The organism is Pseudomonas sp. GL-B-12 (genome assembly GCF_019955895.1).
Taxonomy (GTDB): Bacteria; Pseudomonadota; Gammaproteobacteria; order Pseudomonadales; family Pseudomonadaceae; genus Aquipseudomonas.
Genome location: NZ_JAHBCX010000028.1, coordinates 29480 through 44908 on the forward strand (window position 1 = coordinate 29480; position 15429 = coordinate 44908).

At 61.6% G+C, this 15429-nt stretch carries 14 protein-coding genes; 8 read left to right on the forward strand and 6 right to left on the reverse strand.

All coding sequences use genetic code 11. The features are described 5' to 3' along the window. Positions 1–12: 12 nt before the first annotated feature. Positions 13–288 carry a metal/formaldehyde-sensitive transcriptional repressor gene (locus KGA85_RS16415; RefSeq protein ID WP_046037323.1) on the reverse strand — a complete coding sequence of 92 codons (276 nt, stop codon included), beginning with the start codon at positions 286–288 and terminating at the stop codon, positions 13–15. 114 nt (positions 289–402) lie between these two features. Continuing rightward, positions 403–894 carry an MEKHLA domain-containing protein gene (locus tag KGA85_RS16420; RefSeq protein WP_223543230.1) on the reverse strand — a complete coding sequence of 164 codons (492 nt, stop codon included), beginning with the start codon at positions 892–894 and terminating at the stop codon, positions 403–405. Positions 895–1080: 186 nt separating this feature from the next. Here KGA85_RS16420 and KGA85_RS16425 point away from each other — a divergent pair, with 186 nt between their 5' ends. Next, positions 1081–2112, forward strand: a complete 1032-nt coding sequence (locus tag KGA85_RS16425) for a D-cysteine desulfhydrase family protein (RefSeq protein WP_223543231.1) — start codon at positions 1081–1083, stop codon at positions 2110–2112. Positions 2113–2115: 3 nt separating this feature from the next. Here the strand turns inward: KGA85_RS16425 and KGA85_RS16430 are convergent, their stop codons facing one another. Beyond that, positions 2116–2454, reverse strand: a complete 339-nt coding sequence (locus KGA85_RS16430) for an FKBP-type peptidyl-prolyl cis-trans isomerase (protein WP_223535973.1) — start codon at positions 2452–2454, stop codon at positions 2116–2118. Between the two features lie 171 nt (positions 2455–2625). Here KGA85_RS16430 and KGA85_RS16435 point away from each other — a divergent pair, with 171 nt between their 5' ends. The 3 genes from KGA85_RS16435 to KGA85_RS16445 all read left to right on the forward strand — a co-directional run bounded on the left by KGA85_RS16435 (position 2626) and on the right by KGA85_RS16445 (position 5986). After that, entirely contained in the window at positions 2626–3699 is a 1074-nt protein-coding gene (locus KGA85_RS16435; protein WP_046037325.1) for a sensor domain-containing diguanylate cyclase, read from the forward strand. 191 nt (positions 3700–3890) lie between these two features. Then, the gene (locus KGA85_RS16440) at positions 3891–5183 is read left to right on the forward strand and encodes an MFS transporter (RefSeq protein WP_223543232.1); all 1293 of its coding nucleotides are present in this window, start codon (positions 3891–3893) and stop codon (positions 5181–5183) included. A 26-nt stretch (positions 5184–5209) separates the two neighbouring features. Further along, on the forward strand, positions 5210–5986 hold the full coding sequence (locus tag KGA85_RS16445; protein ID WP_223456019.1) for a substrate-binding domain-containing protein: 777 nt from the start codon (positions 5210–5212) through the stop codon (positions 5984–5986). Here the strand turns inward: KGA85_RS16445 and KGA85_RS16450 are convergent. Beyond that, positions 5976–6890, reverse strand: coding sequence for a LysR family transcriptional regulator (locus KGA85_RS16450; RefSeq protein WP_223533806.1), 915 nt, complete (start codon positions 6888–6890; stop codon positions 5976–5978). The two genes, KGA85_RS16445 and KGA85_RS16450, sit on opposite strands and share 11 nt — an antisense overlap. A gap of 159 nt (positions 6891–7049) precedes the next feature. Between KGA85_RS16450 and KGA85_RS16455 the strand changes: the two genes are divergently transcribed. Both KGA85_RS16455 and KGA85_RS16460 read left to right on the forward strand, forming a co-directional pair. Next, on the forward strand, positions 7050–8858 hold the full coding sequence (locus KGA85_RS16455; protein ID WP_223543233.1) for a monovalent cation:proton antiporter-2 (CPA2) family protein: 1809 nt from the start codon (positions 7050–7052) through the stop codon (positions 8856–8858). Between the two features lie 112 nt (positions 8859–8970). Further along, positions 8971–10068, forward strand: coding sequence for a DNA alkylation repair protein (locus KGA85_RS16460; RefSeq protein ID WP_223455996.1), 1098 nt, complete (start codon positions 8971–8973; stop codon positions 10066–10068). 133 nt (positions 10069–10201) lie between these two features. On the opposite strand, the gene KGA85_RS16465 is transcribed toward KGA85_RS16460, so the two are convergent. Next, positions 10202–11104 (reverse strand): LysR family transcriptional regulator, encoded by a 903-nt coding sequence (locus KGA85_RS16465; protein WP_223535990.1) that lies wholly within the window; start codon positions 11102–11104, stop codon positions 10202–10204. A 132-nt stretch (positions 11105–11236) separates the two neighbouring features. Here KGA85_RS16465 and KGA85_RS16470 point away from each other — a divergent pair, with 132 nt between their 5' ends. Further along, positions 11237–12898 (forward strand): GMC family oxidoreductase, encoded by a 1662-nt coding sequence (locus KGA85_RS16470; RefSeq protein WP_223455998.1) that lies wholly within the window; start codon positions 11237–11239, stop codon positions 12896–12898. 140 nt (positions 12899–13038) lie between these two features. Beyond that, positions 13039–14661, forward strand: coding sequence for an MFS transporter (locus tag KGA85_RS16475; protein WP_223455999.1), 1623 nt, complete (start codon positions 13039–13041; stop codon positions 14659–14661). 53 nt (positions 14662–14714) lie between these two features. Here KGA85_RS16475 and KGA85_RS16480 read toward each other — a convergent pair whose 3' ends face one another. Beyond that, a complete protein-coding gene (locus tag KGA85_RS16480; RefSeq protein WP_008046975.1) occupies positions 14715–15083 on the reverse strand; it encodes a DUF427 domain-containing protein in 369 nt (122 codons plus the stop codon). Positions 15084–15429 lie beyond the last annotated feature (346 nt).

Here is a 15429-nt window from a genome sequence, read left to right on the forward strand (position 1 = left end):
GAATTCGGGCCTCTATTTGGCATAACGACGGATGGCCAGCAACAAGTCTTCCACGCCCTGGGCGCGCTCTTCATCGCTCAGGTCCGGATGGGCAACGTGCTCGCGGGCATGGGCATCGATGAACTGCTCCAGCAGACCATTGACCGCGCCCCGGATGGCGGCGACCAGATGCAGGGTCTTGGCGCAATCGGCATCGGACTCAAGCGCTCGCTCCACCGCTTCCACCTGCCCGGCTATCCGCCTCACCCGTTTGATCAAGTCATCCTTGTGTTCGTGAATGTGCGACATACCTATACCCCCTACCCCTATATAGCGCATATGTTCCCCGATAAAGTGGAGCCTGGCAAGGCACAACCCGATGACAGGTCGGCCTGACATCGAAATTCGCCAGCCAGCTGTCCGCTAAAGGTCTTGGCTCAACACCCCCAACTGCCCGACCCGCTCTGCATCCGGCCAGAACAACGCCGCCTGCCCCACGCGCCCACCGTGTTGATCGATGAGCGTCCACACCTTGCCGTCATGAATCATGAAGGCATTACCCTGCCGATCCACCCGATAGCCACTGTAACCGTGAGCAATGCCATGGGCCGTGACCTGCTCCAGCAGGGTCTGGCGCACGGCGCGGTCCAGTGGCGAGGCGCTGAAGCGTGACGGCATGCCCAGAAATTCCGGGCGCGGGTACTTGAAGCAGGCCAGCGCCTGTTCATTGGCGTAGAAGAACAGAGGGTCGTCTTCAGTGCCGTGGGCCAGCAAACTGTAGGGCGCGTGGGCGTACAACCAGTGCAGGCGTTCAAGCCCGCTCAGCGACTGCGGGGCTGGCAGGGGTTCACCGGTCCAGTGTCGATAAGACTCATCCAGCAGTTCGATAGCCGTGGCGTATTCGTTGATTGGCAACCCGCCTTCTCCTCTTCAGATCGTGGTTTCAAGCCCGGCCCAGCCTGTCCAAAGCGGCCTGGAAAGTCCTGCTGACCGGCCGATTAGTTACACCGGGTTAAAACAGTCATGACGGGCAGTGCGTTTATCCCGCCGGCCTTTCTCCATAGAGTCACCTTTACCATGGTAAACAACGAGGCTCGATTGATGCAGACCCAACTGGACAAGTCACTGAGTGTTTTTGCGCGGGCAGACCTGCTGCAAGGTCCCACGCCCATTCAGCGGGCTGCGCGACTCGAACAGCTGCTGGGCCTGGACAAGCAGGGTATCGGCCTGTTTCTCAAACGCGACGACCATATGTTGATCGGCGCCGGCGGCAACAAGCTGCGCAAGCTTGAATTCCATATCGGCGCGGCGCTGCAAGCCGGGGTCGATACGATCATTACCGTGGGTGGTATCCAGTCCAATCATGCGCGCCTGACCGCCGCGGTGTGCGCCCGGTTGGGCATCGCCTGCGAGTTGTTCCTGACCCGGGCCGTGGCCAAAGCCGAGGTGGATTACGAACTCAATGGCAACGTGCTGCTCGACCAACTGTTCGGCGCACAGATGCAGGTGTTTGCCGGCGGTACCGACTCACTGGCCAAAGCCGAGGCCCGGGCTGCGCAGCTTCGGGATTCCGGGCGCAAGGTCATGGTGCTGCCGACCGGTGGCTCGACCCCCTTGGGCAGCCTCGGCTATGCCCGCTGTGCAGCGGAAATCGCCCGGCAAGAGGCGGAGCTGAACCTGACGTTCAACCAGGTGGTGGTCCCCAACGGCAGCGCCGGTACCCATGCCGGGCTCGCGGCGGGCTTCCATTTGCTGGGCCGGGGTACGTCCCTGGTCAAGTCGTTCTCGGTATTGTCCGACCAGGACTCATCAGCGACGAGAACCCTGCAATTGACCCGCGAGACTTTGGCGCTGCTGGGCAGTAACGCCGAGGTGCAAGCTGCCGGGATTGCGATTGACGGCAGCCAGTTGGGTGCCGGCTACGGTCTGCCAACCGTCGCCATGCAAGACGCAGTACGCCTGATGGCCCGTTCCGAAGGCCTGCTGGTCGACCCGGTGTACTCCGGCAAAGCCTTTGCGGGTTTGCTGGCCGACTTGCAGCAAGGGCGCTTCGCCTCCGGGGACAACGTGCTGTTCGTCATGACCGGCGGCACCCCCGGCCTGTACGCGTACCGGGAAACCTTTCAGGCCTGACGGTCAATCATCCCGCGTCAGCACTTCCAGCAATTCAATTTCGAAGATCAGGTTCGAATTCGGCGTGATCTTGCCCATGGTGCGTTCGCCATAGGCCAGATGCGCCGGCACCAGCAACTTGCGCTTGCCACCGACCTGCATGCCGATGATGCCCTGGTCCCAGCCCTTGATGACCCGCCCGGTGCCGATCACGCACTGGAAGGGTTTGCCCCGGCTGTAGGAAGAGTCGAATTCGGTCCCGTCCTCCAGCCAACCACGGTACTGGGTGGTGATCAGCGCGCCTTTTACGGCGGCTTTTCCGTCACCCACCTGAAGATCGATTACCTGAAGCTCGTCATTCATTGAATTCACTCGTATGCTCTCTCGCCCTCAAGGGCCTGATGGGCGCCGTTTTCCCAGATTTGCCCGCGATTGGCAACCATTGCCGCCTCCCGCGCGGCGTTCAAAGCGGTTTGCTGAACTAAAATAATCAACAATTACCCTACGGTTCACCGCCCTGATGGCCATCCCCGAATGATCCTGCTCTGGACCAGCGTCATCCTTGGTTCAACGACGCTCACCCTGATCGTCGCGCTGGTCTGGCGCGAACGTTCGCTGCAAAAGCAACTGGCCGAATATCGCAGCATCGTCACCCGCCTGTCCGAAGGCCAGAGCATCCATCAGGACGGCGACGCCGAGCGCTTCAAACGCAGCCAGTACTTTGCCCGCATCGGCACCTGGGATTGGGATGTCGACACCGACCGGTTGTACTGGTCAGATGCGATTTTCGGCATGTTCGGCTTCAAGATCGGCGAAGTGACGCCCTCCTACGCCCTGTTCTGCTCCTGCGTGCATCCGGACGACCGGCCCAGGGTTCGGGCCGGCGAACTGCGTTGCCTGGAAACCGGCGAAAACCATGACGAGGAATACCGCGTGGTCTGGCCCGACGGAACGATCCGCTGGCTGCGCGAAACCGGCAACGTGGTCAAGAACGACCACGACGAAACGGTCAAGATGATGGGCGTGGTACGCGACATCACCGAAGAAAAGGCCTCGGCCAACTACCTCAAGCACCTGGCCCATTACGACCCGTTGACCGGCCTGCCCAATCGCCTGGTGCTCGAAGAACGCCTGTCCGAAGCGCTGGAGCTGGCGCGCACCAGTGCCACGCGGGTGGCGCTGGTGTTTGTCGACCTCAATGGTTTCAAGGCCATCAACGACCGCTATGGTCATGCGGCCGGCGACCGCGTGCTGGTCACGACCGCCACCCGGCTCAAGCGCATTCTGCGCGGCACCGACACCGTCGCCCGGATCGGCGGCGACGAATTCGTGGTCATTCTCCAGGACCTGCCCCAGGGCAATAGCCTTCAAGACGAAGCGCGCAGCATCTGCCAGAAAATCTTCGTCGAACTCTCCCCGCCCGTCACCATCGGCAACGACCAGCGCCACATCGGCACCAGCCTCGGCGTCGCGGTGTTCCCCGATCATGCGTCGAGTATCGACCGTTTGCTGCACATTGCCGACCTGGCGATGTATGAGGCCAAACGCAGCGGGAACAATCAATATCGGCTGGGCACCGAGAGCGTTGCGCGGGCGCATAGCGAATAGCGCTTCGTCGACGGGAGCCTGTACCGGTAACTGCACGAGCAAGGCCACGAATGCATTGATCCGCTTCACGCATCAATGCATGCCAACAATGCAATTAACATATCGATGCCCCTGCTCCACTATCCGCCCCAATAAGAACCGTGCGCCGCGTCCAGCCGGCGCACGTCATAAAAGCGGTGGAGTATTTATCGATGACAGCCTCAATCCCGCGCGGACGCTCTCGCGCCAGTGCCATTTTCCGGGTCACCTCGGGCAACTTCCTCGAACAGTTCGACTTCTTCCTTTTCGGTTTCTATGCCACGCAGATCGCTGCCGTGTTCTTTCCGGCCAGCAGCGAATTCGCCTCGCTGATGATGACCTTCGCCGTGTTCGGTGCAGGCTTTTTGATGCGTCCATTGGGCGCCGTGGTGCTGGGTGCCTATATCGACGATGTGGGTCGACGCAAAGGGTTGATCGTGACCCTGTCGATCATGGCCAGCGGCACCATCCTGATTGTGCTGGTGCCCGGTTACGAAACCATCGGTCTGTTCGCCCCGGCCCTGGTGCTGATCGGGCGGCTGCTGCAGGGCTTTTCCGCTGGTGCGGAACTGGGCGGCGTGTCGGTGTATCTCGCCGAGATCGCCACACCCGGCCACAAGGGCTTTTTCACCAGTTGGCAGTCGGGCAGCCAGCAAGTGGCGATCATCGTCGCCGCCGCGCTGGGTTACGCCTTGAACCAGTGGATGGCACCGAACGTGATTGCCGATTGGGGTTGGCGGATTCCGTTTTTCGTCGGCTGCATGATCGTGCCGTTCATCTTCCTGCTGCGCCGCAACCTGGAGGAAACCGAAGAGTTCGCCACCCGTAAACACCGCCCGAGCATGGGTGAAGTGTTCCGCACTCTGGGGCAAAACTGGCTGACCGTGTTCGCCGGGATGATGATGGTAGCCCTGACCACCACCGCGTTCTACCTGATCACGGTGTACGCGCCGACCTTCGGTAAAACCGTGCTGCACCTGAGTACGTCCGACGCGCTGCTGGTGACATTGCTGGTGGGCGTTTCGAATTTCATCTGGCTGCCGATTGGCGGCGCACTCTCGGACCGCATCGGGCGACGCCCGGTGTTGATCACCATGGCCTTGCTGGCCATCGCCACCACCTACCCGGTGCTGACCTTTCTGGTGAACGCGCCCAGCTTCATCCACATGCTGCTGGTGCTGTTGTGGCTGTCGTTCATCTACGGCCTGTACAACGGCGCGATGATCCCGGCGCTGACGGAGATCATGCCCGTGGAAGTCCGGGTGGCCGGTTTCTCCCTCGCCTATAGCCTGGCCACCGCCGTGTTCGGCGGGTTCACCCCGGCGATGTCGACCTTGCTGATCCAGTACACCGGCGACAAGGCGGCACCGGGTTATTGGATGAGCTTTGCAGCACTGTGCGCATTGTGCGCGACGCTCATGCTCTATCGCCGCGCCTCGAATCATCTGCAACCGGTGGCGTCGTGAACCGGCCCTTTATCGAGAACATGACCATGAAAAAAACCTTCAATCTTGCCGCCCTCGCATTGGTGGTCAGCCTGGGCTTGAGCGGCATTGCCCAGGCTGAAGAGATCCGTGTGATGACCTCCGGCGGCTTCACGGCGGCCTACAAGATCCTCGGCCCGAAATTCGCCGCTTCCACCGGCAACACCCTCGACACCGCGCTCGGTCCCTCCATGGGCAAGGCCCCGGAAGCGATCCCCAATCGCCTGGCCCGCGGTGAGCAAGCCGACGTGGTGATCATGGTCGGCTATGCACTAGACGACTTGATCAAGCAGGGCAAGGTCGACCCGGCTTCCCGTGTCGAACTGGCGGATTCGCGCATTGGCCTGGTGGTGCGCGAAGGTGCGCCGAAACCGGATATCAGCAACGTCGAGGGCCTGAAAAAGACGCTGCTCGACGCTAAATCAGTGGCCTACTCCGACAGCGCCAGCGGCGTGTACATCGAACAGCAGCTGTTCAAACGCCTGGGGATCGAGGACCAGCTCAAGCCCAAGTCGACCATGGTGCCGAAGATCCCCGTGGGCTCGGTGGTTGCCACTGGCGACTATCAACTGGGCTTCCAGCAGGTCAGCGAATTGTTGCCGGTGCCGGGGGTCAGTTTTGTGGCGAAGATTCCGGAGTCGGTGCAGTCGGTCACCCGGTTTGCCGCCGGGATCCCGGTAAGTGCCCGGCACCCGGCCGAAGCCAAAGCCTTGCTGCAATACATGGCCTCGGCCCAGGCTCAACCGGACGTGAAAGCGACCGGACTGGACTCGGTCAGTCGCTGACCGACGGCTGCAGGACTTTCATCTCCACCACCAGCCGTTCAAGCTCCAATGCCGCCGGGGTCAGGGTTCGACCCCGGCGCTTGATCAGACCGACGCTGCGCATCACCTGCGGATGGGTCAACGGCACCCGCGTCAGGATCGGATGGTCCGCCGCCGGCATCGCCATCAGCGGCACCGCCGCCACGCCCAACCCGGCCTCCACCAGCCCGATCATGGTGGTCACGTGACGGGTTTCGCAGATACTTGGCCGCTGCGGCACCACGCCGGTCAGTGCCTGATCCAGCAGAAAACGGTTGCCAGAGGTTTTATCCAGCGAGATGTAATCCTGCTGATAGAACTCGTCCCAGGTGACACTGCTTCGCCCCGCCAGCGGATGATCGCGCCGGCACGCCACTACATACCCTTCTTGCACCAAAGGCTCGAAATCCACTTCGGCTTCCAGCGTGCCCATGAAGCTCAGACCGAAATCCGCTTCGCCATTGACCACCGCACTCAACACGTCGTGGGCACTGGAGTCGAGCACCTTGACCTTGATCCGTGGAAACTGCCGGTGATAGTGCGCGATCACCCGCGGCATGAAGTAGTAAGCCGCCGAGGGTACACAGGCGACCGTGACATGGCCGAGCCGGGTCGAAGCGACTTCGCTGATGCCCAGCAATGCCACGTCCAGATCGTCCAGCAGGCGTTCGACGCTGGGCATGAAACCCCGTCCGGCCTGGGTCAGGCTGACCTTGCGCGTGGTGCGCTCGAACAGCCGCACACCGAGGGCGCCTTCGAGTTTTTCAATGCGCCGGCTCAAGGCTGGCTGGGAAATGCGCACCGTATCGGCGGCCTTGCGAAAGCTGCCCTGCTCGACCACGGCACGGAAGGCCTGCAGATCGTTGAGGTCGAAGTTGATCGCCATGGAGACTACTCGAGAGGGACAGTTGGATTGATCAGCTAATTCTATAAATGTAACTAATTAATGCAAATTGTAACATCTGAGCCCGAGCGTTTTGCTGACGCCGAAGGGCTCAGCCTTTATTCTTGTCACCCCCGCTGTACCGAGTCCTGGAGTTTTCTCATGCCCCATGAAGGCAACCTGCTACAAGCCGCTGTCGTGTTTCTGATGGCGGCCGTGCTCATCGTTCCCTTGGCCAAGCGCCTGCAACTGGGGGCGGTTCTGGGCTATCTGTTTGCCGGGGTGATCATCGGCCCGTCGGTGCTGGGCCTGATCGACAATCCGCAAAGCGTTGCGAACATTTCCGAACTCGGCGTGGTGTTGCTGCTGTTCATCATCGGCCTGGAACTGTCGCCGCGACGCCTGTGGGTGATGCGCAAATCAGTGTTCGGCGTGGGTCTGGCGCAAGTGTTGCTCACTGGCACAGTAATTGGCGTGGTCGCGCTGTGGCTGTTTGGCCAGCCGTTGAACACCGCGATCGTCCTCGGCCTGGGCCTGGCGCTGTCGTCCACGGCGTTCGGCCTGCAAAGCCTGGCTGAACGCAAGGAACTGACCAGCCCCCACGGGCGGCTGGCGTTCGCGATCCTGTTGTTTCAGGACATCGCCGCGATCCCCTTGATCGCCATGGTGCCGTTGCTTGCCGGTGGCGATCACAGCACCAGCGCCAGCGAAAACCTGAACCACGGCCTGCAAGTGCTGGCCAGCATCGCCGTGGTGGTGATCGGCGGGCGTTATCTGCTGCGACCGGTGTTTCGCGTGGTGACCAAGACCGCGCTGCCAGAGGTGTCCACCGCCACGGCGTTGCTGGTGGTGATCGGCACGGCATGGCTGATGGAGCTGGTCGGAATTTCCATGGCCCTGGGCGCCTTCCTCGCCGGCCTGCTGCTGGCGGACTCCGAGTATCGCCATGAACTGGAAGCCCAGATCGAACCGTTCAAGGGCCTGTTGCTGGGGCTGTTTTTCATCAGCGTCGGCATGGGCGCGAACCTGAGCCTGTTACTGAGCATGCCGGTGGCGGTGCTGGGCCTGACCCTGCTGCTGATCGCGATTAAACTGCCGCTGCTGTTTATTGTCGGTCGCCTGGCCGGGGGCTTGAAAAAGGTCAGTGCGATCCGCCTGGGAATCGTGTTGGCGGCCGGTGGTGAATTTGCCTTTGTGGTGTTCAAGATCGGCCGCGACCACGGGCTGTTCGCCGCAGAACTGTATGACTTGCTGGTGCTGACCATCACCCTGTCCATGGCCGTGACGCCGCTGTTGCTGCTGCTTTGCGCACGGTTGGTCAGCCCGAAAGTGCAACCAGTGGAAGTGCCGGAGAAGTTCCGCGAAATCGACGCCGACACGCCACGGGTGGTGATCGCCGGCATGGGCCGCATGGGCCAGATCGTTGCGCGGATTCTGCGCGCACAGAACATCAAGTTCGTGGCCCTCGACACCTCGGTGGAAACCATCGAACTGTCCCGCAGCTTTGGTGGCGTACCGGTGTTCTACGGCGACCCGATGCGCCCGGAAATCCTCAACGCGGCGAAGGTCGGGGAAGCCGAGTATTTCGTGATCGCCACCGACGACCCGGACACCAACATCAAGACCGCCGAACTGGTGCGCAAGCTCTACCCGCACATGAAAATCATCGCCCGTGCCCGTAACCGCCAGCATGTGCACCGGCTGATGGACGTCGACGCTCACGCCGTGCGCGAAACGTTCCATTCGAGCCTGGAAATGAGCCGGCAAACCCTGATCGGCCTGGGATTGACCCAGGCTCAGGCGGATGCGCGGATCAAACGCTTCAAGCAGCACGACGAAGTGGTGCTTGAAGCCCAGCATGCGGTGTATGACGACGCGGTGAAAGTGATGCAGACGGCGCAGGAAGCGCGGGCGGAACTGGCCAGGTTATTCGAGTCGGATCAACTGCAGGAGCAGGCGGGCAAGAATTGAGGTGACTATTCGGGCCTCTTCGTCGGAACGCCGCCCGGAGCAAGCCCGTTTCTACATCGCGAAGAACGATAACGCGGTGTGATGGAATAACCACAACTTCAAAGGAACCACCATGACTGACCAACCTGCCCCCGCCCTAAAGGAAATCTTCAACACCGAGCGCCTCCAGCACATCGCCAGCGAAATGACCGCGGTCTATCCGCCATTCGAGGCCAGGCGCTTCCTGAAGCTGACCCAATCCGGCCTGGCAGACCTCAGCGTCATGCAGCGCATGGCCCGGGTCAGCGAATGCCTGCACGCCGTGCTGCCCCTGGACTACGAGGCATCGCTGCAGGTGCTACGCGCCCTCGCCCCGCGCCTGAACAGCGGCTTTGTCAGCATGTGCCTGCCGCACTATGTCGCCAGCTACGGCGCCCATGCGTTCGATCAGTCGATGGACGCACTGAAGTACTTCACCGCTTTTGGCTCTTCGGAATTCGCAATCCGTCACTTTCTGCGCAGTGACCTCGAACGCTCGCTCAAGCTGATGCATGCCTGGTCGCTGGATGGCAACGAGCATGTGCGGCGCCTGGCCAGCGAAGGATGCCGGCCGCGCCTGCCCTGGTCATTCCGGCTGGAGCCCATTCAGGCCGATCCGACACTGGCCGCGAAGATCCTCGACAACCTCAAGGCCGACACGAGCCTGTACGTGCGCAAATCCGTGGCCAACCACCTCAACGACATCACCAAGGATAATCCCGACTGGGTGCTGAACCTGATCGAAGACTGGTCGCTGGACAACAGGCACACCGCATGGATCGCCAAACACGCCCTGCGCAGCCTGATCAAACAGGGCAACCAGCGGGCACTGGCGATCATCGGCGCGGGCGGCAAGCCTGAGGTCGAGATCGTGGATGTGAAAGTCGAACCACCGGTGATTGGCCTGGGAGAAAAGATCACCCTGTCGTTTGCCGTCAAATCCACCGTTCAAAGCAGCCAGCGCCTGGTGATCGACTACGCCATCGATTACGTCAAGGCCAACGGCAGCACCTCGGCGAAGGTGTTCAAGCTCAAGGCACTGACGCTGCCCGGTAACGCCGTCGAAGCCGTCAGCCGTGGCCAGCAGATCAAGGAACTCACCACCCGCCGGCATTATGCGGGGCGCCATGCGGTGCATATCATGGTCAATGGTGAAAGGCTGGCCAGTACGGCGTTCGAGATTGTTGGTTAAGCCGTAGGATCAATTCTGGATGGACCGCCGCCATCGCGGGCAAGCCCGCTCCCACAGGGATCTGCTGTGCTACACAGTTGGTGTGAACAGCACAAAAACCTGTGGGAGCGGGCTTGCCCGCGATGGCGTCAGCTCAGGCACCGAGGGAAACTGCCCCCTGCAACAACCCCTGCTCCCGCTCACACAACTCAACCACATAATCCCACAACACCCGCAACCGCACCGACTTGTGCAACTCCCGGCGGGTGCTGATCCAGTAGCTGCGCTGGATGCTTTCGTCCGGCAGCAACGGCACCAGACCGGGATCGGCACTGGCCATGTAGCACGGCAGCACGGCAATCCCCAGGCCTGAGCGCGCCGCCTGCTGTTGGGCGATCACGCTGGTGCTGTGAAACACCACCTGCGGGTTACGGCAGAAGCTGTTGAGGAACATCAGCTCCTGACTGAACAGCAGGTCGTCGACATAGCCAATCCACGCATGACGCCCCAGGTCCTCACGACTGCGCAACGGCGGTGAACGGTCGAGGTAGTCCTGGCTGGCATAGAGCGCCAGACGATAATCGGTGAGTTTGCGGGTGACCAGCATGTCGGCGGCCGGGCGTTCGAGGTGGATGCTGATTTCCGCCTCGCGGTTGAGGATGCTGACAAAACGCGGCACCGCCACCAGTTCCACCTCCAGCCCCGGATAGCGCTCGAACAAGCCGTTCATGCGACTGGCGAGGAACATGATGCCCAGGCCTTCCGTCACCCCGACGCGGATCTTGCCCAGCGGCGCGGTGGACTGGGTGATTTCCTCCTGGGCCAGCAGCGCCACGTTCTCCATCGCCTCGGCGTGTTTAAGCAACGCCTCGCCTGCCGGGGTCATCTCATACCCCTGGGCATGCTGGACGAACAACGCCGTACCGAGACTTTTTTCGATGGCCTCGATGTGCCGCGCCACGGTGGCATGGGTGGTGTTCAAGCGCCGGGCAGCCGTGAGCAAACGCCCGCTGCGCTGCAATTCAAGAAAAAACCGCAGGTCATTCCAGTCGAACATGAAGCGTCCTTGTTCTTTGCCGTTCGGGATGCTGTTTAAAAACGCACAGCGGCTGCGCAAAAACTAACATTCTTTTGACGAAAGCTAACAACTAGGATGACAGACAACAAGAACAACAACGCGAGGTCAGGGATGCAGACTTCCCTTGATGAATACGATTACATCGTGGTCGGGGCCGGGCCGGCCGGATGTCTGCTGGCCAATCGTTTGTCGGCCAATGCGCAACATCGCGTGTTGCTGCTCGAGGCCGGTGGCCGCGACAACTATGCGTGGATTCACATCCCCGTGGGCTACCTGTTCTGCATCGGCAACCCGCGCACCGACTGGTGCTTCAAGACCGAAGCGCAACCGGGCCTGCAAGGCCGCGCCCTGAGCTACCCGCGCGGCAAGGTACTGGGCGGCTGTTCCTCGATCAACGGCATGATCTACATGCGCGGCCAGGCCGGCGACTACGACCGCTGGGCCGCCGACGGCAACCCTGGCTGGAGCTGGCAAGACGTGTTGCCGCTGTTCAAGCAGAGTGAAAACCACTTTGCCGGCGCCGCCGAATTTCACGGCGCCGCGGGCGAATGGCGAGTCGAACGCCAGCGCCTGTCATGGCCGATTCTCGATGCGTTCCGCAGTGCCGCCGAACAAAGCGGCATCGCCAGCATCGATGACTTCAACCAGGGCGACAACGAAGGTTGCGGCTATTTCCAGGTCAATCAGAAGGCCGGAATCCGCTGGAACGCGTCCAAGGCCTTTCTCAAACCCATTCGCCAGCGTCCCAATCTCACCGTGCTGACCGGTGTCGAAGTCGACCGCGTGTTGCTGGACAATGGCCGTGCATCGGCGGTCAGCGCCCGCTGGCAAGGCCAGGCGAAAAACTTCAAGGCGCGCAAGGAGATCGTCCTGTGTGCCGGCTCCGTCGGTTCGCCCAGCATCCTGCAACGCTCCGGCATCGGCCCGCGTCCACTGCTGGAGCGGCTGGGCATTGGCGTCGTCCATGAACTACCCGGCGTCGGTGGCAACCTGCAGGATCACCTGCAACTGCGGCTGATCTACAAGCTGGAAAATGCCCGCACCCTGAACCAGATTGCCGGCAGCCTGTGGGGCAAGATGGGCATGGGCCTGCGCTACCTGTATGACCGCAGCGGCCCGCTGTCCATGGCGCCGAGCCAGTTGGGCGCTTTTGCCCGATCGGGGCCGGAGCAGACTTCCGCCAATCTCGAATACCACGTGCAGCCACTGTCGCTGGAGCGCTTTGGCGAACCGCTGCATGCGTTCCCGGCGTTCACCGCGTCGGTCTGCGATCTGCGTCCGCAAAGCCGTGGCCGGGTGGAAATCCGCTCCGCCGATCCGCAGGAAGCCCCGCTGATCCAACCCAATTACCTGAGCCATCCGGAGGACCTGCGGGTCGCCGCCGACGCCATTCGCCTGACCCGGCGCATCGTCGCCGCCCCGGCCCTGCGCGCCTTCAATCCGGTGGAATACCTGCCCGGCGACAGCCTGCAAAACGAAGAACAACTGCACGAAGCCGCCGCGCGGATCGGCACCACGATTTTCCATCCGGTGGGCACCTGCCGCATGGGCAATGACGCCGACGCCGTGGTCGATGCGCAACTCAAGGTCCATGGCATCCCCGGCCTGCGCATTGCCGATGCCTCGATCATGCCGCGCATCACCTCGGGCAACACCTGCTCGCCGACGCTGATGATTGCCGAGAAGGCTGCGCAGATGATCCTCAACCCTTCTGTAAACACATCACCTGTGGGAGCGGGCTTGCTCGCGAAGGCGGTGGATCATTCACATTGATGTTGAATGACACGACGCTTTCGCGAGCAAGCCCGCTCCCACAAGGACCGCATCAGATTCACGGACATCGAGCATCACCCCTGCAAGGAACACGCAACACCAGTGGAACAACAAAAACAATCACTGTGAGGGATACCGGTATGTCAGAGAACGTTCAAACCCTGGAAGCCGTGCGCAGCGCGGGCACCAGCCAGGAAACCCAGAAAGTCATCTTCGCCTCGTCCCTCGGGACGGTCTTCGAGTGGTACGACTTTTTCCTCTATGGCGCCCTCGCGGCGGTGATCAGCAAGCAGTTCTTCGCCGGGGTCAACGACACCACGGCGTTTATCTTTGCCCTGATGGCCTTCGCCGCCGGCTTCATCGTCCGGCCGTTCGGCGCGCTGGTGTTCGGGCGGTTGGGGGACATGATCGGGCGCAAGTACACCTTCCTCGCCACCATCATCCTCATGGGCCTGGCGACGTTCTGCGTCGGGTTGCTGCCGACCTACGCCAGCATCGGCATCGCCGCGCCGATCATCCTGGTGATGCTGCGCATGCTCCAGGGCCTGGCCCTGGGCGGTGAATACGGCGGCGCCGCGACCTATGTCGCCGAGCACGCGCCCGTCGGCAAGCGGGGCTTCCACACCAGCTGGATTCAGTCCACCGCGACTCTGGGCCTGCTGCTGTCGCTGCTGGTGGTGCTGGGCTGCCGCTACTTCACCGGTGACCAGTTCGAAGTCTGGGGCTGGCGTATTCCGTTCCTGTTTTCCATCGTGCTGCTGGGCATCTCGACCTGGATTCGTATGAGCCTGCACGAGTCGCCAGCCTTCGTGAAAATGAAAGAAGAAGGCAAGCTGTGCAAACAGCCGATTCGCGACTCCTTCGGCAAATGGGAAAACCTCAAGGTGGTGTTGATCGCCCTGTTCAGCATCAATGCCGGGCAAGCGGTGACCTTCTATGCCGCGCAATTCTATGTGCTGTTCTTCCTCACCCAGTTCCTGAAAATGGACCCGGCGGTGGCCAACGGCTTGCTGATTGTCAGCGTGACCATTGGCGCGCCTTTCTTCATTTTCTTTGGCTGGCTGTCGGACAAGGTCGGGCGTAAACCGGTGCTGATGATCGGCCTGCTGCTGGCCACCGCGCTGTACTTCCCGATCTTCAAGACCCTGGCCCACTACGCCAACCCGGCCATCGACCAGGCCAGTCGCCAGGCACCGATCACCGTGATGGCCGACCCGGCCACCTGCACCTTCCAGTTCGACCCGGTGGGCAAGGCGAAATTCGACAGCCCGTGCGACAAGGTCAAGACCTTCCTGGTCAAGCAGGGTCTGCCCTACCAGAGCGCAGCGGCCCCGGCCGGCAGCGGCGTGCAGGTCAGCGTCGGTGACGTGAAGATCGATGGTTTCGACGAAGCCGCCCTGCGCGGTGCCGTGACCCTCGCCGGTTACCCGCAACAGGCTGACATGCAGCAGATCAACAAACCGATGATCGTGGCGCTGATCGTCGCGCTGATCATCATCTCCGCGATGTGCTACGGCCCGCTGGCGGCGTTGATGGTCGAACTGTTCCCGACCCGCATCCGCTACACCTCGATGTCCCTGCCCTACCACATCGGCAACGGCTGGTTCGGCGGTTTCCTGCCGACCGTGTCGTTCGCGTTGGTGGTGTACACCGGGGACATCTTCTACGGGCTGTGGTACCCGGTGGTGATCACCGGGGTGAGCCTGGTGGTGGGGATGATTTGTCTGCGTGAGACGCGCAACGTGGATCTCGACAGGAACTGAGGTCATTGCTCGCGACGAGGGAGCGGCTCCCTCGTCGCGGCGATCAACCCTAATCAAACTTCGGCATCAAGCAACTCGAACTTCACTTGATCCGGGTAGAACGCCAGGTATCCGCGGATTTGCTCCACCGATACCTTGGGGTCTTCGTAACTCCACACCGCGTTGGCACTTTCATGCCCCGGCACCTGCAAGCTGAAATAACTGGCATCGCCCTTGTACGGGCAATAGCTGGTGTGGTCGGTGCGGGCGAAATATTTCTCGTCGATGTCCTCTCGCGGCACGTAGTACACCGGCGGGTAATTGGCCTCCAGCAACACCAGGGCGCGTGCCGAGGCCGCCACTTGAATGCCGTGAAATCTCACCAGCAGACAGCCAGGCTGCTCGGCGATGGTGATGACAGGGCTAGGACCGGAGCTTTTCATGGAATGCGTTCCTCATGACAGTGATGGACCTGCAAATCGGAATACCGCGTCAACGTTCATCGCGGGCAAGCCCGCAGTTTCTCGACAACACCACAGCACAACGTGGGAGCGTGGCTTGCCCGCGATGGGCTGCGCAGCAGCCCCAAAACCTGAGACCACGGTTTATCAGGTATAACCCAAGTTTCACCCTCGCGACTGCTTCGCAGCCGAACGGAGCCAGGCCGGTGTCAGCCGGCGCAGGCCTTCGGCGCGACACACCAAGCTGTACATCCATACAGATAAAGATTGCTCCATCGCCCATCAAGCGCCATTCTGTGCACCTCTGGCAAATTGATCGACGATGGTG

What these genes read in the sequence shown, in the direction of transcription:
- KGA85_RS16415 (WP_046037323.1), bottom strand. Translation starts at nt 288, where the DNA reads ATGTCGCACATTCACGAACACAAGGATGACTTGATCAAACGGGTGAGG.
- KGA85_RS16425 (WP_223543231.1), top strand. Translation starts at nt 1,081, where the DNA reads ATGCAGACCCAACTGGACAAGTCACTGAGTGTTTTTGCGCGGGCAGAC.
- KGA85_RS16430 (WP_223535973.1), bottom strand. Translation starts at nt 2,454, where the DNA reads ATGAATGACGAGCTTCAGGTAATCGATCTTCAGGTGGGTGACGGAAAA.
- KGA85_RS16435 (WP_046037325.1), top strand. Translation starts at nt 2,626, where the DNA reads ATGATCCTGCTCTGGACCAGCGTCATCCTTGGTTCAACGACGCTCACC.
- KGA85_RS16440 (WP_223543232.1), top strand. Translation starts at nt 3,891, where the DNA reads ATGACAGCCTCAATCCCGCGCGGACGCTCTCGCGCCAGTGCCATTTTC.
- KGA85_RS16445 (WP_223456019.1), top strand. Translation starts at nt 5,210, where the DNA reads ATGAAAAAAACCTTCAATCTTGCCGCCCTCGCATTGGTGGTCAGCCTG.
- KGA85_RS16450 (WP_223533806.1), bottom strand. Translation starts at nt 6,890, where the DNA reads ATGGCGATCAACTTCGACCTCAACGATCTGCAGGCCTTCCGTGCCGTG.
- KGA85_RS16455 (WP_223543233.1), top strand. Translation starts at nt 7,050, where the DNA reads ATGCCCCATGAAGGCAACCTGCTACAAGCCGCTGTCGTGTTTCTGATG.
- KGA85_RS16460 (WP_223455996.1), top strand. Translation starts at nt 8,971, where the DNA reads ATGACTGACCAACCTGCCCCCGCCCTAAAGGAAATCTTCAACACCGAG.
- KGA85_RS16465 (WP_223535990.1), bottom strand. Translation starts at nt 11,104, where the DNA reads ATGTTCGACTGGAATGACCTGCGGTTTTTTCTTGAATTGCAGCGCAGC.
- KGA85_RS16470 (WP_223455998.1), top strand. Translation starts at nt 11,237, where the DNA reads ATGCAGACTTCCCTTGATGAATACGATTACATCGTGGTCGGGGCCGGG.
- KGA85_RS16475 (WP_223455999.1), top strand. Translation starts at nt 13,039, where the DNA reads ATGTCAGAGAACGTTCAAACCCTGGAAGCCGTGCGCAGCGCGGGCACC.
- KGA85_RS16480 (WP_008046975.1), bottom strand. Translation starts at nt 15,083, where the DNA reads ATGAAAAGCTCCGGTCCTAGCCCTGTCATCACCATCGCCGAGCAGCCT.